Here is a 23,909-nt window from a genome sequence, read left to right as displayed (position 1 = left end):
TTCAATGTAAGAAAGGTTTAACTTAAACAGTTTTATAATCAATTGATGCTGGGCGGGCTGTGACATTTTTGGGTATGAACCTTGAGTTTGATGGATCACGTTGCCCAGCGAGCCGATCGCAAAATTGCTACTTGGTCTAAGAGTCGCAGAACGTTCCCTGTATTTGCCAATTGCCATTCTCCTTTAATAAAAGGAGCCATACTATCACTGACTTGAGTGGGCATTTGCATTTTATCAGGGTCAAGCCATGCCATATCATTGAGAGCATCAACTGCTAACCCTAATATAATGTCTTGGTCTTCTACGGCAATGACATGGATCTCTGTGCGGTCTGTATTCAAGGGAGTGGTATCCCCTAAAAATTGGCCTAAATCAGCTACCCAAATCACCCGACCTCGAAGGTTGAAGGTTCCCAGTAATAGAGGGGAAACGTTAGGGATGGGCGTCATCCGGTCTGGAGATTGAAACAGTACCTCTCGAATTCCGATGGCAGGAAGGGCAAATTCATTGCCTGAAGGCACAAAAAACCGGAGGTGGGGTTCCCCTTCGGGAGTTTCCAACTCTTGAAATTCTGGGCCATCTGTTCCTTGCCCGGTTAAAAAATCTGGGTTTCCGACCATTATTGTTTACACCTACCCTCTGAGCAATTGTTTAACAGTTCCGACTAATTCGGTCGGCTGGAACGGTTTAGCGATATAAGCATCTGCCCCCTGTTTCATTCCCCAATAACGATCAAATTCTTCCCCTTTAGAAGAACACATCACAATGGCAATATTGCGGGTTTTGGGATCGGATTTGAGGCGACGACAAAGTTCATAGCCGTTCATCCGAGGCATGACAATATCGAGCACCATTAAATCGGGGCAGCTTTTTTGGACTTGTTCTAATGCTTCTACACCATCACTGGCGACACTGACCTGTAAGCCACTATCTTTGAGAAGATTAGAAATCATCTCCCGTTGGGTGACACTATCTTCCACCACCATAACTTTATTCATCTTTCTTCTCCCTGGGAAACTCCCGAATTATTGATAATCCGGTTAGGGGTAAGAGTCCAAGGAGTAAGGGGTTTATGCTGCTGCATTAGAAATTTATCGTAAAGTGTCAACAAAACCTTTGCGCCTCAAAAGAGGTCATTCTTTCTGGCATACCTGTTGGCATTACAGGACAGAGGCTATTTCTATGTTCTCAAAGACCCGATCAGTGGGTGTTTAATTGAAGGGCGAATCGGCGGCAGGGTTTTGCATCGGATCGCTCCGGGTTTGTTTAGTTGTCAATCCCATCGGCATTGTTATGATAACTTAGTTTTTTTAACATCTTGTTTAATTTCAAGTATAGTTCCCGACTCTATAAACCCATAGAGCCAGTTTTTACAGCATTGTGTATCTTGTCGGCTAGAGTCCTATTTAATTATACAAATCTTTGACCGCCTGGATTGATCTAGTCTGGGGTGTTCTAGGGGGGAGTGTTAAAGGGTTTCTAACTCACTCATGAACTCCTCTTCTAATTTAGACTCTTTAGCTGTATTCGTGAGTTTCCCTGGCCCAATATAAGTTTCCACTAAGGTTAATAACTCAGCATCCCCAAACGGTTTTGTTAAGTAGTTGGTGGCTCGAATCATTCGAGCTTTGAGGCGATCAATAAATCCATCAATTCCCGTTAACATGACAATGGGAGTTTGACGAAAAGCCGTCGAATTTCTTAACATGGCACAGATTTCATAACCGTTTAATTCAGGCATGGCAATATCACACAAAATTAAATCCGGTTTGAGTTGAAAAACTAAACTCAATGCTTTTAAAGGATTGCCAATGGCAGTTGCTTCATAGCCATGTTCTTTTAAAATAAATTCAACCGTTTGTCGAATCACGAGATCATCATCAATACAGACAATCCGAGGGCTACGATTTCTATCGGTGAAGGGTTCTAGTGTGGTTAACGGATTTTCGGGATGGGGGGCTAATAGTTGTACTAATCCCTGTTGTACAAACGGATAAATGGCTTTTGTCACCATGACAATATCTCGATGTAAATGACGGGCAATTTGACGAATCGAGGTTTGGCCATCAGCCCAACGATTCAAGGTTTCAAACACTTGTGGTCGGACGGTCTCTTGTAATTTTGATCGATCTGTGATCAACGGACATTGATTGGGGGAGGTAATATGGGGATGGAATTTTTTCCATTCTTGGACTTGTTTGAAAATATTGGCTAATAACGGGCTAATTTCTAAGGTGGTTAATTGGGGAGCTAAGGCAGATCCCATTTCAAAAATAAAAGCGCCTTGATGTAAACTCAGTAAATCAAACAAGGTTTCCTGAACCATACAATGAACAATATTACGGGCGATGGCTGGGGTAATCACTTGATGTTCAAGTAATACCCACAAGTACCCATATTCGGGAGCATTGACCGAAGCAATGGAGGGAACTTCTAACTGAGCGAGAACGGTTTCAGCTTTATAGCGTCGTAAATAATCGCGTAATCTCATCAGGCTGCCTTCGCTTTGACCTGCATAGATAATGCGACCGTTCCAAGAAAACACTAACCAACATTGTCCGGTTAAACGGCTGGGATGGCGTTCGATTTCAGTGGCCATCTGGGATGAACTGTAAGCTTCGACCATGAGTTCCCCTGTTCTCTGGCCAAGCTCAATCAGTTGCAAAATACTGCGAATATCAATTTCGTTTAAAGAGCCTTGCATTTAGCAAGTTGCCTCCTGCAAATGGGTTTGAGTTGAGGTACATCCTAGAGATGAAAAATAAGGCACTATCGTGATGATCAAATCACGGCTTCCCTTATATTCTAGGGGAGACAGCCACTTATGCACCCGATAGTTAGCGATTAAGGATTAACTAACGGTATATTAGGCTTCAGGATTAACTGTTTACCTGCGACTCCCAGAAGGTTTTATGATTAAGACAGCGAACAAATAGTGCTTGAACACCTCAAGAGGATAAAGGGCCGATGCTCTATTTAGCGGAAGTACAAAAGCAGAGTAGCAAATTTGGTCTGGGCGGCGGTAGGACTGAACTCAAGCTATTGGCTTGTCAGCGAGGTGAAAACAATTGGAGTGCTGTACCCGGAGATGAAATCATCCTTGCTGATGATGCGAATAACTTTAAGGACGGAACGTTAGTATTAGTCGATCTGAATACGGGTAAGCAGGTACAGCGTATCCAAGAAGCTGCCCGCCAACTCGTGGGGATTCTCCAAGATTTTTCTCGGTTGCAGGAAAAGTTTAAAACCCAACAGGAAGAAATTGAACAGTGGAAGGAGTCGTTGACTTACCAAAGTCAGGAATTAAATCGCCGGGAAATGGAAATGGAAGCCCGACGCGAACAGATGGAACAATTGGAGGAAGAATTAGAACGGCTCGAACAGCAACGTCAAGAAATTGAGCGTTCCCGAGATGAAAGTAACCATTTACGGTCTCAAATTGACCAGGCTCGTCAAGATATTGAAACCACTCGACAGCAGTTACGAGATCAACGCAAACAGCTTGAAGAACAACAAGCTCAATTACAGTCGTCTCCTTCCTTGAGTGCCGAACAATCTGAACTCCTCAGTAACTTACTCAATCAATTGTCTAACCCTGTTGAAATTTCACCGTTACAGACAAAACTTCATCAGTCCTTAGAACAAGTGACTAGCGCTGAGAGTTTACTGGCACAACATCAGCAACGATTACAAGAACAACGTTCTGAGGCTGAACGTCTTCAACAAACCCTAGAAACGACAACCAGCAGCATTAAACAGCAATGGCAACAGTGGCAGCAAGCGCAGGATACGTTAATTCAAAATCGCTCTGAGTTAGCCTCCCAGCAACAGTTAGTCCAAACGAAACAGGACTATGCTCAAACGTTACAAACCCTGATCCAAAGCCGTCAAACTTTATTAGAACAGTTACAAGAGTTGGCTTCTCGTCAATCGCAGGATGAACCCGCCGCAGTGAGCGTGAAAGTGGATATCCAAGCCTTGGAGGCGATGCCCTTAGAACAATTACAAGCGGAAGTCGAACAATTAAAACAGGAATGGGATCGCTGGTCTGGTTTTGTTAAAGACCAAGAGGAGGAATTAAAATACAAACTCGAAGAGATTGGGGAAATTCAAGAGGAACTCAAAACGGCAAATGATGGAGATCGAGAGAGTTTACAGACGAAATTAGCTGAGGAGCAAGATGCCTATCAAATGTTGAATGAAACATTGGTGGGTCAGCGCCGTACCCTCAAAGAGCGGGAAGACCATAAAACTCAATATGAAGGAGTGTTAAATCGTCGTCGAGGTTTATCTCCGGCCACCGCAGGGGGGCCGACTGATTTGAAATCGGTGATTGCGAATTTGGAAACCCAACAACAGGAACAACAACAGCAACTCCAAACTTTGGAAACAGAACTCCAACAATTGCGCTCTACCTTTGCCCAAAGAGAGACAGAGGTAAATGCTCAAGTTCAACAACAAGAACAAACCCGTCAACAGTTAGAAACTCAGGAGCAAAGTTGGATCGAACAACAACGCATGGTGGCTGAACTTTGGGGGCGGATTAATTTGTATCAGGAAATGTTACGACCTGTTCAAGATTCGTGGAATCAAGTTCGGCAGCAGTTGCAGGAAACAACGACTCAACTGAATCAACTGTTAGATTTGTCCAACTCCCAAACCCAGGCAACAACACAGTTACGGCAGGTTTTATCAGGAATCAGTAATCACTAATTAGTCTAAGGTTTGATCAGTTATTAGTAAACAGTTTAGAGGCTCGGAGTTCATCAACAGATGATTATTTATTACTAATAACTAATAACCAATAACTAATAACTGATAACTGATAACTGATAACTGATAACTGATTATTCTTCTTCAAATCCTGCATCGTCTTCTAAATCCAATGCGTTGTTGTAGTTTTGAGATTCAATGGGAATACAAATTAAGTTATCGTCTTGAGTATAAACTAAGCCTTGTTGACGCAGTTTTCCCATCAGCCGAGTTACGGTAACTCGTGTGGAACCGATGGCACTTCCGATTTGAGAGTGGGTTAATGACCAAGGTAAACAATAGCCTTTAAACCCATCTTCCCCAGTACCACTGGCATAATATTCCCCGTATTCTTCAATGAGTAAGGTTAAAAATCCTAAAAGCCGGTCAATGGTACGACGTTGACCCAATGTACTTAACCAAAGTAATTTCCGTTGATGTTGATATCGAAACGCATCGAGAACTTCCCGACGAAAATGGGGCCAATTATCTAAATCGTGCCAATACATCCATAACACGGTCGTATCATCGGCATGGCTATAGGCTTGTAGACTAAAGGGAGACTGAGCCACCAGTTCAAAGGGTTGACCTGCACCGACAAAACCGAGAAAGGCTTCATCTAAATTGCGATTGCGGGGTTTGGAATTGGGTTTACCCTTCGCATATTCCAGTTGAGCGCTCCCAACTAATCGGACTGCACCCCGTTGGACTAAATACAGTAACCCTGGACGCGCCGGAATCCGCTCATCTTTGCTGAAACTGCGGCAACGGTAATGTTCCTGTGCCCAGTCTGTAATCCGCTGCCAGGTTAGGAAAGGTCGATTGGAATCGGTCGGAATAGGAGATGATTGCATCATGAGATCAGGTAATAAACAATTTTTAGTCAAAGGTCAAGACAAGATGCTCATACACCTCCACATCCGTCAAGTGTTGAATGGGTTCACAGAATTGCTCGCCTATCCTGAAGGTGTATTTTATACTTGAGAGAGAAGGGTTTAAGATCCTTTAACCAAAGTAACAAAAAACACATCTCTTTTGAGTAAACTCATCAACTATTTTAGACAATCAATTTCAAAAAATTCTGTCAGGGTATTGACTTAGTATGCTGATAATAGCCAATGTGAGCTTGTTTGGGATGGAGTTTGAAGGTTATGCTTGCTTTGGCAAAGGTATTGACGGTACAACTGGGAAAAAGTTTACGATTTCAAGGGATTGATACGGTTGATTCTCAGGAAATTCCCGTAAATCACATTAAACATGAGACTCAGATCACATACGGATCGGCGATCGCACTGAAACTTTCATCCCGCTTGCATCAACCGGCTCTGGATTTGGCGGAGGCTATCTGTGTTAGCTTAAAGACCTTAAATGCAGAGGAGCAGTGCGGTTTTGGGCAAATTCCTACAGATGTGACGGTTTATCCCTTGTCGTCAGGGATGTTGCAATTTATTTTTACGGATGTGGGAATTGCGACTTGGTTAGAACAACTTCTTCGCCACCGATGGACACTAACTCCGCTTCGGAATCGGGAAATTTCCCTGGATCAATTTGAGGTTCAATATAGTCATGCTCGCTGTTGTTCTTTATTAAGTTTGGCTGACCGGGAGCATTTAATTCAGTTAGAAGAAACCAATTTAAGGGCTGTATTACCCTTAAAAATTAGCTTTACTTCTTCTCCGATTCCTTGGTTAACAGATCAAGGACAATTACAATTTACTCAAAGTTATGACTATCAACTTTTAATGCAATTGGTGAAGACTGTAGATGCTCTTTTTTTCCCTTTAAGTTCTCCTCATTGGCTCAAACTTGCTGTTCAATTAAGCGAAAATTTCCAACAGTTTTATCGTCACTGTCGGATTTGGGGAGAGGTCAAACAACAGACCCCGGAGTTAGCTCAAGCGAGACTGGGTTTGGTTTTAATTACGCAAGTGATTCTTCAAATTTTATTAGAAGAAAAATTAGGAATTATGGCTCCTTTTGAATTATAAGTAAATTTTTTAAGATAAAAAGTCTGTTAGAACTTCATCGGGTTCATCATCATCATCATCATTGGTTAAAAGTTGAGCAAAGGTAGAATTAGGAATAATAGGAACTTCTGGAATAATTATTTTTTCTAGGGTTACTATTTTAGCTTCTAATTTAGCGACTTGATGTAATAAGGGTTCTAAGGATTGAACTTTTTGCTGTAAAATTAATAATTCTTGATGAAGGTTTGAAGCATCTAAATTAGCGGAATTAGAAATAGAAGAAAATTGAACTTTTTCTAAATAATGTCCGATAGCTTCATGAACTAATTTGTCTACAGAATGTCCTGTTTCTGCGGATAATTGATTCAATTGACTAGCCCATTCTTTGGGAATAGAGGTTTCTATTTTTATATTTTGTAAGCTCATAGATAGGGAACACCGAACTGGGAATAGGTAACAAAGATAATACTTCTGGCTGTTTTATGTCAGTTGTAAATTATTACGAGCGATTTGGGATTGCTATAGCAATCTTATTTGGCTTGAATCTGATTAATGGAGACTTGCTAACTCATTTTCCCCTGTAATTTTTAAAATTTTAGTTGTTTTTACAGGGGATAATTACCTTCTAGTTATGTTCTGGATTGGGGAACGTGCGTTTAAACTCTTCGATTAATTCATCAATTTCTTCTAAGGCTTGATTAACATCAATTCTGAGGGTTCCTAAATTAGGTCTTTCTAACAACTTAACCAGAGATTCCCGTTTTTGCTCAATTAAAGCAACTCGTTCTCGAATCGTATTGCTGTCCATGTTTAATTTCCTGCCTGAGTAAGTGAACGATCAATCTATTAATAATATAGCGATAATTGCTCAAAGTTGCAATTGAAAAAAATCATTGATTAGATAAAAAATAGTGGGATTGTGGGGTTATATTCTATCCTTCAATGTTGACTATAAATAATGGATCGGGTGGCTAATCACCTTTTCCTATCCCCTATTCCCTCTTTTCTATTTTCTTTTCCCCCTGTTCCCTGTTCCCTGTTCCCTGCTCCCTTTTAACGATTAGAAACGGCATAATGAACTAAAGCCGCCATGCGTTTTCTGAGGGTTTCTAATCCTAACGCTTTAGATGCAGAAATATAAACGGCTTGGGGATATTTCTCTTGTGCTAATCGTAAGGTATCGCCATCAGTTTGATCAATTTTATTAAACGCTAATAATCCAGGGCCCGGAGTAACAGGCATTTCCCTTAAAATCTGCATCACCGACTCAATTTGACTTTCCCAAGCGGGATGGGATAAATCGACTAAATGAATTAACGCATCCGCATCGGTGACTTCCTCTAAGGTAGCGCGAAAGGCATCAATTAAAGGCGGGGGTAGCTCATGAATAAATCCCACTGTATCCGTAATCACCACCGTTAAGGGTTCCTCGGTCATCGTGTCAGGAATCTCTAAACGGCGAGTGGTGGGGTCAAGGGTGGCAAAGAGTTGGTCAGCCGTGTAGACTTCCGACTGGGTAAGAACATTTAATAACGTCGATTTTCCAGCGTTGGTATATCCCACTAACGCTAAGGTGGGGACTTCTCGAACTTGACGATTTTGGCGTAAACGAGACCGATGCGCTTGGAGTTGGTTCACTTCCTGCTGTAACCGGGAAATGCGCCGTTGAATGGCCCGCCGTTCCGTTTCCAATTTTGTTTCCCCTGGCCCCCTGGTTCCAATTCCACCCCCTAACCGAGACATCGCCCGACCTCGACCTGTTAAGCGAGGTAAACTATATTCAAGTTGGGCCAGTTCCACTTGTAATTTTCCAGCCCCCGACTGAGCTCGTTGGGCAAAAATATCGAGGATAACTTCAGTTCGGTCTACAACCCTTACCCCAATTTGGGTTTCTAGGTTACGAACTTGGGCGGGGGATAAGTCCCGGTCAAAAACAATTAAATTCGCACCGATAGTTTGGGCGACGAGGGCGATTTCTTGGACTTTTCCTTCGCCGACAACGGTTTGGGGATGAGGTTGCGATCGCTTTTGCCGCAGGGTTTGTAACACTTTACCCCCGGCGGTATCGACTAAACGCACCAATTCCGCTAACCCATCTTCAAAACGTTGGGGAGAGATTTTTTCCGTTTTGACTCCGACTAAGAGGACTTTATCTTGGCTAGAATCAACTTCACGGGCGACAAATTCCCGTTCAAATTCTGCCTCTAAGCCGTTAACCAAATCGAGAAAATCCTGTTGGGAAAGGATATCCAAACTCATGGGCAAGGACAAATAATAGGGAATGGCAGAAAAACCATTATCAATGTGTTGATTATTTGCCGTGTCCATTTCTGGGACAAGGTGAGCGATATAGGTATCTTTGACATAACCTGTTTCACCTCCTCCTCGTCGTTGAAACCCGCTTCCGGTTAACGTTAGAACTGCGAGAACATCTAACCGTTGAATGGCCATTGCAGTGAGGGCTGATTCTTTGGGGGGTTCGGCGGTGGTTTGGGTCGCTATACAGCGAATCCCACTCAGCCGTCCATTGCCATAACGGGGCAGTTCTAAGGGGGGAATTTGGGTCTGGCGCGGGCTTCCGACTCCCACACGCATGACTTGTCCCCGACGGTTAATATAGGCGCACAGAGGTTGTTCAACTTCTGTACTAATAGCCGCCAGTCGCTGGGCAAATTCTGCGGTTGTAATGCGATCGCCCGGTAATCTTTGATGATACAGGCTTTGCAACCGTTTAAGCTGACTGGGTTTTAGACCTTGGAGTTGACCATAAATCGTTTCGATAGGCACATTTAACCAGTTTCCTGGCCCTCCATAAACGATAGGGGTTGATTTGAGATCATGATAACGTTAATCACCCGTTATAGCGCTATCCACTCTTAGAATAGGGAACAGATGGGAAAAGAAAATTGAGTTAGGCGTTAATAAACAAGAAATCCTCTGACGTAATCAAGTTTGTTTCTATCCCCTCTAAAATAGCCAGAACTTGTTCCTCAAATTGGATCAATGTATTGTTTCCATTTTGGGTAATTATCAAGTCTTCAAAAGAAATAAAATTATCTAAATTTTCATTTAAAATTACCAGAATTTGATCTTGACTATCTTGAAAGTCAATTATTGTATTCTCGCCTTGATTAACCCTAACAACGAAGAGATCGCTTCCTGTTCCCCCTGCTAAAGTATTGTTACCTTGATCGCCTAGTAAAGTATCATTTCCTGCGCCACCGATGAGGCTATCATTATTTTTACCTCCAAACAAACTATCATTTCCTAGGCCACCATTTAAGGTGTCTTTTCCTTCGTTTCCGAACAGAAAATCATTTCCTTCGTCGCTACAAAGTAAATCTTCTTCTTCTCCCGAACTCGCTTCTGTTTTTGAACCTAAGCTTCCATACAGTGTATCTTCCCCTTCACCGCCGCAAAGGGTATCATTTCCTTGATCACCCAATAGTAAATCATCACCTGCATCCCCGGACATCAAATCATCATTTTTCCCGCCATACAAACTATCATCTCCCGCTTCTCCTGAGAGAGAATCATTAGCTTGATTTCCGAAAATTAAATCATTTCCTTCATTCCCGAATAATAAGTCTAGCCCATCTTCGCTGGGATTAGATGGATCGTTAATTCCACCCAATAAGGTATCATCTCCATTTCCTCCTAATAAGGTATCATTTTCTTCATCTCCCCAAATTTGATCATTTCCTTCGTCTCCCAAAATTAAATCATCTTCTTTTCCCCCATAGAGTGTGTCTTCTCCTATTTTACCGATTAATAAATCTGCGTTTTTATTTCCCAATAAAATATCGTTTTGTATTTCTCCAACCAGGGTATCTTGTCCATCTAAGCCGATTAAAGTGTCATTCCCACCAAAGCTTTGTAAAAAGTTATTTCCTTCTGTACCTAATAATTTTTCATCGGGTTCCTTACCTACAATTCTATCTATAGGTTGAGTTAAATTAACATCAGGAGGAGTCGGGAAAGAGGGACAAAGACAGTCTGGATCTTCTGGTTCTGGTGTAGGTGTAGGTTCTGGCGTGGGTATGGGTGTAGGAGTGGGTTCTGGCGTAGGTTCTGGCGTAGGTTCTGGCGTGGGTATGGGTGTAGGAGTGGGTTCTGGCGTAGGTTCTGGCGTGGGTTCTGGCGTGGGTATGGGTGTAGGTGTGGGTTCTGGCGTAGGCGTTGGTGTAGGTGTGAGTTCTGGTGTAGGTGTAGGTTCTGGTGTGGGTTCTGGTGTGGGAACAGGTTCGTCGTTATCGATAATTTCAACAATTGAACTATTTTGAGGATTAATGATTGTTCCAATACTTCCATTGGCTAGTGTTAATGTCAAAGTTTCGTTGTCTTCGGTTAACGTATCATTATTAATGGGAATGGTTACAGTTTTAAAGGTTTCTCCTGATGCAAAGTTAACTAAAATCGAAGTGTTATTAAAGTCTATCCCCGTGTCAAGGTTAGTTCCTCCGGTTGCTGTTCCATCTGTTAATTGAACCTCAATACTGGATGAACTTGCGGTATTTCCGGTGCGATTAATTGTAATAGCATTACTAACAACAGTTCCATCTTCATTCAGTTGATAATTTCCTTGAGAAAATTCAACACGGGTTAAGGGATTAACTTTTTGTCCCCCTGAAAATTCTGAGGTGCTGTTACTGGGATCTGTGGCGGTGGTGGTAATAAATTTATTGTCAGTTTGAGAAGATAAAAAGCTTTGATCAAAGCTGATATTTCCCGTTGAATCAGTTATGACGTTGGCAAATCCTAAAAATTGTTGACCTTCTCCGAATGTGGTGGGATCTAAAATATCATTAGCGAAAAATTCAACCCGAAAAGTTGTGTTAGGCGTACTATTTAAGGTTCCAGAAATAGTTGTATTAGTTCCATCGGAAAGGGCTGAATTAATAACAGGAAAATTTTGCAAGTTGTTACTTCCGGTATCTGTATCTCCTAAATCATTTGCTGTGGTTCCTGCATCATTAATTAGAGGTGAACTCAAATCAATTCCTAACTGACTGTTAGAGAAAATAGCATTCGATAAAATAGAATTTCCTGTACTGCCATTTCCAACAGATACCCCATCTCTGCCATTAAAAGCGATCGCATTTCCTTCTCCTGAATTTGTTCCACCAATACGGGTATTGACACCACCTGATCCAATATCTATTCCAGAATTTGTATTTCCTAAAGAACTAATACCATCAATTTTAGTCCCAATAAAATTACCAATAATTTGATAATTTGGGGCATCCAAAGAAATTCCATTTCCCCCATTTCCAGAAATCAAATTTCGTTCTGTTGGCGTTGTACCCCCAATAATCCCATTAACCGGAAACGCATCTGTACTAATTCCATGTTTGGTATTAGAAATTGCAACGGTTCCCGTAAAATCTGTACCAATAAAGTTTCCTAAAATTCGAGTTTCAGAGGAAGCTAAACCAAGATCAATTCCATTTCCATTATTCCCAGAAATTAAATTTCCAGATCCAGCAATTGTTCCGCCGATAATATTATTAGGTGCTGCCAATAAACTGATACCATCAGAAGCATTTCCTAAATCTATAGTTCCGTTAATAGTAGTACCAATATAGTTTCCTAAAACTTGGTTATTGGTGGCATTAAATTGAATACTAACTCCCGAACTATTATTACCTGAAATAATATTTCGTTCATCAGCAATAGTTCCACCAATTCTATTATTTGTTGCAGATTGGGCAATTATAATTCCGGTTTCACTATTGCCTAAAGTTGCGATTCCATCAATATCTGTTCCAACGAGATTTCCAGTAACAATATTATTATTGGCATTGCTACTTTGAATTAAGATTCCATCTCCAAGATTTCCTGAAACTAAGTTATCTTGAATGGTATGACCAGAACTTTCAATTCTGACTCCTGCTACTGAACCATTTCCTAAAGCAATTTTACCTGTAACATCTGTTCCAATTAAGTTACCAATGACTTGATTATTGGTTCCAGTTTGGAGAAAAACACCACTAAAACCATTACCTGAAATTAAATTAGCTGCACTAAATGCGGTTCCGCCAATAATTGTATTAGACGCATTAGATGAAATTAATATCCCATTATTAATATTGCGAATCGCAACAGTTCCCGTAATATCTGTACCAATGTAATTTCCTAAAATTCGATTACCAATAGCATCAATTCCTGTAATATTAATTCCATTAAAGCCATTCCCAGAGATAATATTCCGATCGCTTGCTGTGGTTCCTCCAATAATATTATTAGGCGCATTTTCAATGACAATACCCCCACCTGAATTTGCTAAAGCTGCATTTCCTGTAATAGTTGTGCCGATAAAGTTTCCTAAAATTTGATTATTGGTAGCGATATTTCCTTCGATACGGATTCCTTGAGCCGAAGTGTTATTATTTCCCGAAATGAGATTATCTTGAATAATATTATTAGCAGAATGCAGAATAATAATTCCTGATCCATTCCCCCCTGGATCAACGGTTCCTGTAATATCGGTTCCCAGATAGTTATTTTCTATTTGATTGGCGTTACTATTATTAATTAAAATCGCTGCATTACTAAATCCAGCACGATTAATGACAAACCCTCGAATAATGCTATTTTCTCCGGCTGTAATTTCTATAACTCCATCATCTAATCCTGCTACATTAGTGCCATTAATTTCAATAATCGGAGCACCTGTAAATCCGGCTTGAGTCGTCGCATCTAAAATAACTGAATCTGTGATTGCTGGTAATCTGGATAATGGTAGAATTGTAAAGGAATTAGTCGCTGCATTAAATCCGGGATCACTATTCGGAATATTAAAATCAATTCGATCCGCGCCTGGGGTTGTATTTGCAACAGTAATTGCTTCTCGGAGTGTGGTAATGCCATTGCTTATATCATTATCATTCGTATCTCCTGTACTATTAACAATAAAAGTTGCTAAAACAGAAGGATAAGTTTGAAGTGCTTTTCGATTAAACGGTAAATTGACGTTAAGATTGCCAAGGGTAAATTCAAAATCCCAATTTCCCCCTAAGATTTTGTTTCCGGTTAAGCTTGTTGAAGCTGCTATTTTTGTACCCGTAATTTGATGTAATTGTTTAATAAAACTTTGACCTTTTTCTCCTTGAGCAAGATGACAGCCATAGAGAATTAAAGAATCGACAGCAGAAAAGCTTTGTTTTAAAAGTTGATGGTAGTTTTCTAAGTTTTCTAAATTAAGTTGACTTTTGGCAAACTTTAAACAACCTGAAGCACCATGACTAATTAGATGAACTTCTTGAATCTCCCGTCTTTGTCGTAGATAATCTGCAACTTGTTGAATACTATCTTGACTATTATTAAGTTGGACAACTTCTACTGATTTAACAATATTTTTAATGAAAAATTCACAGCTATTAATTGCTGAATCAATAAAAACACAGATCTTCATAGAGCGTTTCCTACTTGAATAACCGCTTTTAGTTTCCATTTATTTCGATAGGAATTTAACCCGTATTCTATTATAAGGGGTGAAATTTCCAATCAGTTTCTAACATTAATCGTTCTACATGACGAGGTAAGAACGAGCAAGAACTTGACGATTTAAAAGCATCAAAACCAAAGTTGTCTTAGAAGCCTGACAATGGGAACATAAATTTAAAAGAGCAATCTCAGCAGATGAAAGGTGATAAAGCACTGAACTAACCCTAAATAAAAAAATATTAATTAATTATAAAAACATTGTCAATAGGAAAAACACTGATTCCTATTGGTACTTATGTGTTAGTACCAAGATGCGCCAGTGTACAACTACCTAAAAAACGGGGAAACAGAAATTGACCCAAGCTCAATATACCTAAAGTTTGCTACTCAAATGATACAAACCAAGAGAGCATCCTATTACAACCGGAATTTGACAGCTACCGTAAAGTTTTTAAGGAATTTGAGCTAGGCCTAAAACTTTCAGCGATGCTCCTATCGTATATTTACCCGATTGAGGATTTCCTCAAGGACGGCAAGCCGGAGATTGTCACCAGCCGTGGTCGGATTTCAAAGAAGCCGACTAAAAAATATCTAAGTTTATCCAGACAAAAAAACGTCTAAAATGATTCAGGTAAATTGTTGATCGCAATTGTTAGACCCTGATACCCTATTTAACACACTTAACAGGTATGATGCCTGTTCCACAAAAGCCAACATGGGCGCAACTAAACAAAACAGCCAATTGATTCATGCCGTTAAAACCGGGAATATGATTAACACCCGTGCTTTACTCTATAAGGGTGTGAATCCCAATGTTAAGGATAAAGAGGGCATTAGCGTCCTCATGTTGGCAACAACGAAAGGATATACGGAAATTGTTCGGGTCTTACTGGATAGAGGGGCTGAGGTTAATTATGCCAGTAAACGTTATGGGATAACAGCCTTAATGTTGGCGGCGGCTCATCATCAATTAGATGTGGCTCGTTTGTTAATTCAAGGGGGAGCGAATATTAATGCCAAAAATGAAGATGGAAGTACGGCGTTAATGGTGGCGGCGTTGAAGGGCGATACAGAAATGGTTGATTTATTATTAACGGCGGGGGCGGATGTTACGATTGAAGATCAAGACCGAGATACGGCTTTAAAATTAGCCTTGTCTAAGGGGCATTTATCAATTATTGAGGCTTTGCTCAAGGCGGGAAATTCTGATCCCAATGTGGGTTTAGTGCTTTTACAAGCGACACAACAGCAAGCCATTCAAGGGGTACAAATGTTATTAGCTGCTGGGGTGGATGTGAATGTTTGTAACCGAGATGGAGAAACCCCATTAATGTTAGCGGTAGATGGGGGAAATATTGAGTTAGTCCGAATATTATTGGGGGCAAATGCTGATATTAATCGCAGCAATAATGATGGAGGAACGGCATTAATGGCGGCGGCGGCAGCAGGTCATTTAGCGATCGCAGAATTATTATTAGAGGCAGGTGCAGATGTTCATGCAAGCGATCAGGATGGAGAAACTGCCTTAAATTTAGCAGTAGTTGAAGGTCATATAGAAATCGTGGAATTATTACTTAATCACAAAGCTAGGGTTGATGTCAAAAATCGTTTGGGTGATACTCCCCTGATGGTGTCAATATTGCAAGGTTATCCTGGGATTTTTAAGTTATTAGTTAAAAAAGCAAATATTGAAAATTTGCCTAATATTTTAAATTACAAAGTATTTGGAGAAACAATATTAACGGCTGCAATTCAAGGAGGAAATATTGAATTAATTGAGATTTTATTAGAGTCTGGGGCTGATATTAATAGTTGTGCAGACCAGGGAAAAACAGCTTTAATGAAAGCAGCAATTCGGGGAGATATTAGTATTGTTAAGGTACTTTTAAATCGAGGAGCAGATGTTAATATCAAGGATGATTCGGGTTCAACTGCGTTAATGTGGGCGGCTTCACGGGGTTATGAAGAAACGGTTAAATTATTAATTCAGTTTGGAGCTAATATTAATGATAAAAATCAAGGCGGATACACCGCTTTAATGTTAGCTGAATTTCAGGGTTATAAATCTGTTGTTAAAACCTTTAGAAAGGCAAATGCTCAAGAATAATTCAGGTTTGGAGTTTAGGGAAAAGCAAAATACATTATAATTATACTCAATGAAACTGTGATATAAAAATTGTTATGAAAAAAGGGCAACTGACCACCTGGAAAGATGACCGAGGTTTTGGCTTTATTAAACCCGATGATGGGAGTAAAGAGGTTTTTTTGCATATTAGTGCGTTGAAGGGTGCAAGTCGTCGCCCAAAAGTTGGAGATATAATTTTGTATGAGCAGAAAACTGAAGCAAATGGAAAAGTAAGTGCGAGTAAAGCTTCTATTCAAGGTGTTCAATCTCGAAAGGAATTAAACTCGAATAAACGCATCAAAGGGAGTATATTCAAAAATTTTACTAAGATAGGAATTGTCGCTATAATTTTACTTTTAATTCAAAAATGTAGTCTGAGCAAATCTCCTCCTATAATTCTACCTACTATCAAACCCGGATGTAACATTAAAGGCAATATATCCTATAATACAGGCAATAAATTCTATCATCTGCCAGGTATGGAAGATTATGAATCAACTGATATTGATTTATCAAAAGGAGAACGCTGGTTTTGTACAGAGTCAGAGGCGATCAAAAATGGTTGGCGTAAAGCACCTAGATAGTTAAACCTATTGAGTATAACTCCTTATTTTTATGGTTCTGTTCCCTGTTTTCTATCTTGGGATAGAAGCTAATATTTTTTAATTTTTTTACAATTATAACTATAAAAATTAAACTTTGTTTAACAACAAGGAAGGTCAAAATGGGTATGAAAGAAAGAATGGACGCAACGGCTAAAAATATAGAAGGGAAAGCACAGGAAGCCATCGGTGAAATTACGGGTGATCCTCAAGATAAAGCCGAAGGAAAAGCAAAACAAGCTGAAGCTCAATTTCAACATTCGGTTGAAAATATTAAAGAAAAAGTGAATCAAGCTTCACGAGATCTTTAAAATTCATTGTAGGGGTGGGTTTTCTCACCCTTTTTAGGATAAAATTAATGATATCCATCGCAATTGAGGAATAAAGGAATGTTGCGAAAACCCAACAAATTATGGAACCCGGAATATTGGGCGAGTTGGAAACCTTTTGGTTTAGGAGAACAATATCCGAATAATTATTGGGAAGTATTTCGCGCAGCTTGGGTGAATAAAGATCAATTTTCATATACTTGGGATATCTTAAATAACGGGGTTTGTGATGGCTGTTCCCTGGGAACCACCGGGATGAAAGATTGGACGTTAGACGGGTTACATTTGTGTAATGTTCGTCTGCGGTTATTGCGGTTAAATACGATGGCTGCATTTGATCCTAAACTATTAGAAAATGTAGCGGAATTAAAACAAAAAAGTAGTGCAGAATTACGAGAATTAGGGCGAGTTCCCTATCCTATGCGACGAGATAAAGGGGATAAAGGGTTTAGAAGAATTAGTTGGGATGAAGCGTTAGATTTAATCGCCACAAAAATTAAAGCCACTTCTCCGCAGAAATTAGGGTTTTATATTACCAGTCGGGGGACGGTGAATGAAACCTATTATGCGACTCAAAAAGCAGTCCGGGCGATAGGAAGTAATAATATTGATAATGCGGCGAGAATTTGCCATTCTCCGAGCACGGGAGCCTTAAAATCAACATTAGGAGTCGGGGCGACCACTTGTTCCTATAAAGATTGGATAGGAACGGATTTATTAGTCTTTTTTGGCTCTAATGTTGCCAATAATCAACCCGTTACGGTTAAATATTTACACTGGGCAAAAAAAGCCGGAACTCGCATTGTTGTGATTAATACCTATCGAGAACCGGGAATGGAACGATATTGGGTTCCATCAATTCCTGAAAGTGCGTTATTTGGGACTAAATTTGCTGAAGATTTCTTTCTAGTTAATTTGAATGGGGATTTAGCCTTTATTAATGGGGTGATTAAACATTTAATTGAACAGAATTGGGTTGATAATAATTTCATTAAAAATTATACCACAGATTTTGATACTTTAAAAGCGAATTTAGACCAACAATCTTGGGAATTTTTAGAGCAAGTTTCGGGTACAAACCGTGAGGAAATGTACCGGTTTGCTCAAATGGTTCATGAAGCAGAAAAAGCGGTATTTGTCTGGAGTATGGGTATTACTCAACATGAATGCGGGGAAGATAATGTGAAAGCCATTATTAATTTAGCCTTAACGAAAGGATTTGTGGGACGAGAAGGCTGTGGTTTAATGCCCATTCGCGGACATTCTGGGGTACAAGGGGGGGCGGAAATGGGATGTTATGCAACGGTATTTCCAGGGGGGCGAAAAATTAACCCTGAAAATGCAGCAGAACTTTCAAATTTATGGGGGTTTACTGTTCCTGAAACACCGGGTTTAATGACCGCAGAAATGATTCAAGCTGCTTCAGAAAATAACCTAGATGTTCTATTTTCTGTTGGGGGGAATTTTTTAGAAGTCATGCCAGACCCTGACTTTGTGGAAACCGCTTTAAAAACGGTTCCCTTGCGGGTTCATGCGGATATTATTTGTTCTCATCAAATGTTAATAGAACCGGGAGAAACGGTATTAATATTACCTGCTACAACTCGTTATGAAGTACCCGGAGGAGTGACGGAAACCACAACAGAACGACGGGTGATTTTTAGTCCTGAAATTCCGGGGCCAAGGATAGGAGAAGCGCGTCCAGAATGGCAAGTTTTTATGGAGTTAGCGCGGCGAGTTCGTCCTGAATTAACCGAACAATTAACCTTTGAAACCACCGCCGAAATGCGTCAAGAAATTGCCAAAGTTGTACCGCAATATGCAAGTATTCAACATTTAAAAGAAGCGGGAGATCAATTTCAATATGGGGGAACACATTTATGTTTTGGTTGGCAGTTTCCAACAGCCAATGGAAAAGCTCATTTTTGTTCCTTATCTCCAACCCTTGAAACCTTACCAGAGGGGCATTTCTTCGTAGCAACAAGACGGGGAAAACAGTTTAATAGTATGGTACAGGAAAGCAAAGATGCTATTACTGGGGCGATGCGAGAAGCAATATTAATCAACCCTATTGATGCAGAACAGTTGGGTTTAAATAATGGAGATAAAGTCAGGTTAATCAATGATTATGGAGATTATCAAGGACGGATTTATATTGCCCCTATGACTCCTAAAAATTTACAAGTTCATTGGCCAGAAGGAAACATTTTATTGGATAAAGATAAACGGTCTACTGAAGGGGTTCCTGATTATAATGCTGTTGTTAAACTGGAAAAAATATGATGTTGAAATTTGTGCCGATGTTGTAATATTTTATTGTAGGGGTTTGGTTTTCAAACCCTCTAGGCACCTGGGTTGGATTACCCAAACCCTACAGGACTGTTTTACAAATTCTACAGAGATAGGTAATTTAGAAACTAGGTTTCTAGGGTTAAACCTGGGTCTAAAGTTACAATATAAGGAAAAAGAACCGGGTTTTTAAGTTAGGAATTATGAATACAGGTAATAGTAAAATAAAAGCAAAAATTTGGGTAGTTTTTGAGGGAAAAGAACGTTCTCGTTTTGATGAATTAGCAACGGAAGAACCCTTAGAAATTCGCTTATCTCCGACTAACAAAACCCTGGCAGTGACGATGCGAACCCCTGGGGCTGATTTTGAATTAGTGGCTGGATTTTTGTATAGTGAAGGAATGATTAAAAATAAATCTGATATTGTCAAAATGAGTTATTGCGTTGACCCTAATATTGATGGAGAACAACAACAAAATATTGTTAATGTCGCCCTAAAACCCGAATTAAACCTTGATTTTAAATCCTTAGAACGTCATTTTTTTACAAATAGTTCCTGCGGAGTTTGTGGGAAAGCAAGTATTGAATCTTTAGAGCAAAAAGGTTGTCCGATTTTAACAGAAGATTGGCACGTTACGGCTAATATTATCTATAATTTACCCGAACAATTAAACCAGGCGCAGAGTGTGTTTCATAAAACCGGGGGGTTACACGCTGCGGCGTTATTTAATCCAGAGGGGAATTTATTAAAATTACGCGAAGATGTCGGACGTCATAATGCTTTAGATAAGTTAATTGGGTCAGCTTTTTTAGCGGATGAATTACCTCTAAATCAAGGAATGATAATGGTGAGTGGACGCACCAGCTTTGAAATTATTCAAAAGTGTTTGATGGCAAAAATTCCCATCATTTGTGCGGTTTCTGCACCCAGTAGTTTAGCGGTGAGTTTAGCCCAGGCGTTTAATCTTACTCTGATTGGATTTTTACGCGGTCAACGATTTAATGTTTATTCGGGTTTGTCTCGCCTCCGCTTTTAATAACCGGAAGAATAAAGGGTTGAGGTTTGCCAATTCCAAACCCTTGAACATAGTCAATGCCTATTTTTTTGAGTTCTGTTAAAATAGCATCGTTTTCTACAAATTCTGCAATCGTTTTAATCTTCATCACATGACCAATACGATGAATAGCTTCAACAATTTCACGGGCAACGGGGTCAGTTAAAATATCTTTCACAAAACCCCCATCAATTTTTAAATAATCAATGGGCAGGGTTTTTAGATAAGAAAAAGAAGACATTCCACTGCCAAAGTCATCCAGGGCAAAAGAACACCCTAATCTTTTAAAAGATTGTATCAGTTGTACTGCTTTTTTGAGGTTAGCAATAGCGAGGGTTTCTGTAATTTCAAAGCAAACAACTTGGGGAGGAACTTTATACTGTGCAAATTGGTCATAGAGAAACTCAATAAATTCATCATTATTCAAACTCGCCCCGGATAAGTTAATCGCATAAAATTCTTGAATCTCTGCTAGATTTTCGGAGAGATGGATAGAGAGATAATGCTGTTCTAAATGTTGAAAAACAGTGCGAATAACCCAACGGTCAATGCTTTTCATTAAATCATATCGTTCTGCTGCTGGAATAAATGCCATCGGTGAAATTAATTGACCGGATGTGTCTCGTAACCGCAGTAAAACTTCACCATGTTTATGGGGTTTTGTCGCGGGATTAATGTCCATAATAGGTTGATAATATAAACAGAAGCGATTTTCTTCTAGGGCTTGAGGAATTCGCGCCGCCCAGCGAATTTCACGACGTTGTTGAATCAACTCTTGGTCATCGGCGTGATAAAGGTGAACCCGGTTACGACCTTGATTTTTTGCTGCATAACAAGCCGCATCTGCTGCACTCAAAACCGTTGCTAAATCATGAGTTTTATCCGTGATTTGTACTAATCCAATACTGACTCCAATGGAAAAAACTTTTTCGTCCCAAGCAAAGCGAAAATCTCGAACTACATTACACAAATCTACTGCTTTTTTTTGGGCTTCATCTAAGGAATAGTAATTTAACAATAAACCAAATTCATCTCCTCCTAAACGGGCTAAGGTATCTCGTTCTGTGACTTGATTTTGTAACAAACAACTTAATTGTCGTAGAAGTTCATCCCCGGCTAGATGTCCACAGGTATCATTGACAATTTTAAATTGGTCTAAATCTAAATAACAAATGGCATGATGATGGGGAGATTCGCGGACTAATTTTAACGTTTTTGTCACCTGTTTTTCAAATTCACTGCGATTTATTAATCCGGTTAAGGAATCATGACAAGCTTGCCAAGATAATCGATTTGCAAGTTCTCGTTCTTGGGTGACATCTCGAAACACTAAAACAGCCCCAATAATCGTACCATCTCGGCTGCGGATAGGAGCCGCAGAATTATCAATTGACCGTTCTTTACCATCCTTTCCCCTTAAAATAACATTATCGGAAAAATCAAAAATACACCCTTCTTTTAAAACTTTTTCAACGGGATTTTCGCTGAAGAGATGGGTTTTTCCATCCAAAATTTTGAACACATCATTTAAAGGTAAACCTTTCGCTTCTAAAACTGACCAACCTGTTAATTCTTCAGCAACAGGATTGAGGGATTCAATCTGTCCTTGACTATTGGTGGTAATCACGGCATCACCAATGGATTGTAACGTGACTTGAGCTAATTCTTTGCTTTGTCTTAACTGATGTTCACTGGATTCTAAGGCGGCTAACATCAAAGAATTTCTTAATTCTTGGGCTGTTTCAATTTCAACAGGTTTCCAAGGTAAGGATTTTAATTTAACGGTTTCTTTCCAGAGTTCAAAGGATTGGCGTGGGGTTAATCGACGCAATCCTTGTTGTTCAATTTCAATAGAGTCTTGGGGATTTCCAGCCCAGTTCACCGTTTGAATCACTTCTGGCCTAAACCAAATTAAATGATATTCACTTTGATTGGGAGATAAAGAAATAGCCATAATTCCACTGATTAAATCTTTATAAGATTCGGCTTGGGGATACAATTTTGGCAAACAATCCGTATAAAATATTTCTTGATGGCAATATTGAGATAACCATTCAATTAGTTTTTGAACTTCTGCTAAGGGAGGGGTTTTACCGACTAACATGACATCTTCCCCAAACCGAATCATAGCCCCTTGAGCTTTAACTAGATTCAATAAATTAATTTGGTCTTGTGCTAAACTTTGGATAAAAGAGGTTTCTAAAGCAGGAGCATTCAGTAAATTTTTACGCACTAATTTGAGTTTTTCACGGTAATAGAGGTAATCTTCACTAATTTCTTTATAGGGTAATTCTACCGCCATAACTTGCCCGAGAAATTCACAAGCTTTACGGATGGTATAAGAGACATAACGAGGAGAATAATGATGACAAGCAATTAAACCCCAAAGGCTTTCTTTTTTAATTAAAGAAATACAAAGGGTTGCTTGAACTCCCATATTTCTAAGATATTCTAAATGACAGGGAGAAACAGAACGCAGCACCGAAAAACTTAAATCTAAGGGTTTTTGGGTTAGGGGATGAATCGGAGGCACAATATCAACGGGTTGATGATTAATATCAACTAATAATCGCAGCCAATTTCGCTGATAAAGGTCTCTCGCAAATTCAGGAATATCTAGGTGAGGATAATGAAGTCCTAAAAAACTTTCTAAATCTTGTCGTTTATCTTCAGCAATCACAACTCCATTTTTTTCTTGATCAAATTGATAGACCATCACGCGATCAAATTCGCTAATTTTGCGTATTTCCTGAGCCAAAAATAAACTTAAATCCTTAAAATTTGTGGCACTTTGAATCTTACAAACAGAGGATCTGACCAGATGATAAAAATTGATAAAGGTGACATTTTCATCTTGATTTAGCTCTAATTCTAAAATCACAATATCCTGATATCGATGGAGAATTCCATCACAGATAATTCTTTTATTTTTAATATGGAAAATAAGATGAATCGGGTTATAATATTGGAAATTGTTGCTAATTAAACAGTCTTGGATTTGAAAAAATTGGAGTTTGTTTAAAAAATGGCTTAAGGGTCGATTTAGAAAAGCAGACACAGAAACCCCAAACAGCCTTAAAGCATTTCTGCTGACTTGTAAAATTTTTAAATCAGGCTCTTGTAACGTTAACAAAAGACCATGAGGTTGTATTCTACCCGGAGTATTAATAAATTCTTCTTCTAGTGCCACAAAATCCTGATTGAGGATACTTGCTTCTTCCTGTTGCATAATATAAGATTAGGTTAATCGCTCTGGCGGTTTACTGGGTTTATGGTATAGTCTGATACAAAAGCATACCCGATTGAATATTAAAAGTCAAAACCTGGACATAAATCATCACAAT

General features: G+C 39.5%; 17 protein-coding genes. 8 read left to right on the top strand and 9 right to left on the bottom strand.

Annotated features, from left to right (window positions below; translation table 11 throughout):
* Positions 1-95: 95 nt before the first annotated feature.
* From PL9214_RS10765 to PL9214_RS10755, 3 genes are all read right to left on the bottom strand, one after another.
* Positions 96-620 carry a chemotaxis protein CheW gene (locus tag PL9214_RS10765; RefSeq protein WP_072718824.1) on the bottom strand — a complete coding sequence of 175 codons (525 nt, stop codon included), beginning with the start codon at positions 618-620 and terminating at the stop codon, positions 96-98.
* 12 nt (positions 621-632) lie between these two features.
* Positions 633-998: a response regulator transcription factor gene (locus PL9214_RS10760; RefSeq protein WP_072718823.1), complete on the bottom strand. Its 366-nt coding sequence runs from the start codon at positions 996-998 to the stop codon at positions 633-635.
* A 470-nt stretch (positions 999-1,468) separates the two neighbouring features.
* Positions 1,469-2,704: a response regulator gene (locus tag PL9214_RS10755; RefSeq protein ID WP_072718822.1), complete on the bottom strand. Its 1,236-nt coding sequence runs from the start codon at positions 2,702-2,704 to the stop codon at positions 1,469-1,471.
* 263 nt (positions 2,705-2,967) lie between these two features.
* Here PL9214_RS10755 and hmpF point away from each other — a divergent pair, with 263 nt between their 5' ends.
* On the top strand, positions 2,968-4,713 hold the full coding sequence (gene hmpF, locus PL9214_RS10750) for a pilus motility taxis protein HmpF (protein WP_072718821.1): 1,746 nt from the start codon (positions 2,968-2,970) through the stop codon (positions 4,711-4,713).
* Positions 4,714-4,847: 134 nt separating this feature from the next.
* Here the strand turns inward: hmpF and PL9214_RS10745 are convergent, their stop codons facing one another.
* Positions 4,848-5,606 carry a Crp/Fnr family transcriptional regulator gene (locus tag PL9214_RS10745; RefSeq protein ID WP_072718820.1) on the bottom strand — a complete coding sequence of 253 codons (759 nt, stop codon included), beginning with the start codon at positions 5,604-5,606 and terminating at the stop codon, positions 4,848-4,850.
* A gap of 1 nt (position 5,607) precedes the next feature.
* Between PL9214_RS10745 and PL9214_RS32690 the strand changes: the two genes are divergently transcribed.
* Positions 5,608-5,736 carry a hypothetical protein gene (locus PL9214_RS32690; RefSeq protein WP_281250322.1) on the top strand — a complete coding sequence of 43 codons (129 nt, stop codon included), beginning with the start codon at positions 5,608-5,610 and terminating at the stop codon, positions 5,734-5,736.
* A 167-nt stretch (positions 5,737-5,903) separates the two neighbouring features.
* On the top strand, positions 5,904-6,740 hold the full coding sequence (locus PL9214_RS10740; protein WP_072718819.1) for a DALR anticodon-binding domain-containing protein: 837 nt from the start codon (positions 5,904-5,906) through the stop codon (positions 6,738-6,740).
* Positions 6,741-6,749: 9 nt separating this feature from the next.
* On the opposite strand, the gene PL9214_RS10735 is transcribed toward PL9214_RS10740, so the two are convergent.
* From PL9214_RS10735 to PL9214_RS30075, 4 genes are all read right to left on the bottom strand, one after another.
* A complete protein-coding gene (locus tag PL9214_RS10735) occupies positions 6,750-7,145 on the bottom strand; it encodes a hypothetical protein (RefSeq protein WP_072718818.1) in 396 nt (131 codons plus the stop codon).
* Positions 7,146-7,344: 199 nt separating this feature from the next.
* A complete protein-coding gene (locus PL9214_RS10730; RefSeq protein WP_072718817.1) occupies positions 7,345-7,527 on the bottom strand; it encodes a hypothetical protein in 183 nt (60 codons plus the stop codon).
* Positions 7,528-7,772: 245 nt separating this feature from the next.
* Positions 7,773-9,500 (bottom strand): GTPase HflX, encoded by a 1,728-nt coding sequence (gene hflX / locus PL9214_RS10725; protein ID WP_222425232.1) that lies wholly within the window; start codon positions 9,498-9,500, stop codon positions 7,773-7,775.
* Between the two features lie 130 nt (positions 9,501-9,630).
* The gene (locus tag PL9214_RS30075; protein ID WP_186440337.1) at positions 9,631-14,133 is read right to left on the bottom strand and encodes a DUF4347 domain-containing protein; all 4,503 of its coding nucleotides are present in this window, start codon (positions 14,131-14,133) and stop codon (positions 9,631-9,633) included.
* A gap of 747 nt (positions 14,134-14,880) precedes the next feature.
* Here PL9214_RS30075 and PL9214_RS10700 point away from each other — a divergent pair.
* The 5 genes from PL9214_RS10700 (at position 14,881) to fdhD (ending at position 20,547) form a co-directional block, all read left to right on the top strand.
* Positions 14,881-16,272, top strand: a complete 1,392-nt coding sequence (locus PL9214_RS10700) for an ankyrin repeat domain-containing protein (protein ID WP_072718815.1) — start codon at positions 14,881-14,883, stop codon at positions 16,270-16,272.
* Positions 16,273-16,346: 74 nt separating this feature from the next.
* The gene (locus tag PL9214_RS10695) at positions 16,347-16,874 is read left to right on the top strand and encodes a cold shock domain-containing protein (protein ID WP_139295034.1); all 528 of its coding nucleotides are present in this window, start codon (positions 16,347-16,349) and stop codon (positions 16,872-16,874) included.
* 140 nt (positions 16,875-17,014) lie between these two features.
* Entirely contained in the window at positions 17,015-17,203 is a 189-nt protein-coding gene (locus PL9214_RS10690) for a CsbD family protein (RefSeq protein WP_072718813.1), read from the top strand.
* A gap of 78 nt (positions 17,204-17,281) precedes the next feature.
* Positions 17,282-19,504, top strand: coding sequence for an FdhF/YdeP family oxidoreductase (locus tag PL9214_RS10685; protein WP_072718812.1), 2,223 nt, complete (start codon positions 17,282-17,284; stop codon positions 19,502-19,504).
* A gap of 209 nt (positions 19,505-19,713) precedes the next feature.
* On the top strand, positions 19,714-20,547 hold the full coding sequence (gene fdhD, locus PL9214_RS10675) for a formate dehydrogenase accessory sulfurtransferase FdhD (RefSeq protein WP_072718810.1): 834 nt from the start codon (positions 19,714-19,716) through the stop codon (positions 20,545-20,547).
* Here the strand turns inward: fdhD and PL9214_RS10670 are convergent.
* Positions 20,510-23,794, bottom strand: a complete 3,285-nt coding sequence (locus PL9214_RS10670; RefSeq protein ID WP_072718809.1) for an EAL domain-containing protein — start codon at positions 23,792-23,794, stop codon at positions 20,510-20,512. The two genes, fdhD and PL9214_RS10670, sit on opposite strands and share 38 nt — an antisense overlap.
* Between the last annotated feature and the right edge of the window lie 115 nt (positions 23,795-23,909).

The organism is Planktothrix tepida PCC 9214 (assembly GCF_900009145.1).
Classification (GTDB): domain Bacteria; phylum Cyanobacteriota; class Cyanobacteriia; order Cyanobacteriales; family Microcoleaceae; genus Planktothrix; species Planktothrix tepida.
Note: the sequence above shows the minus strand (reverse complement) of the source record. Positions and strands in the feature narration are given on the sequence as shown.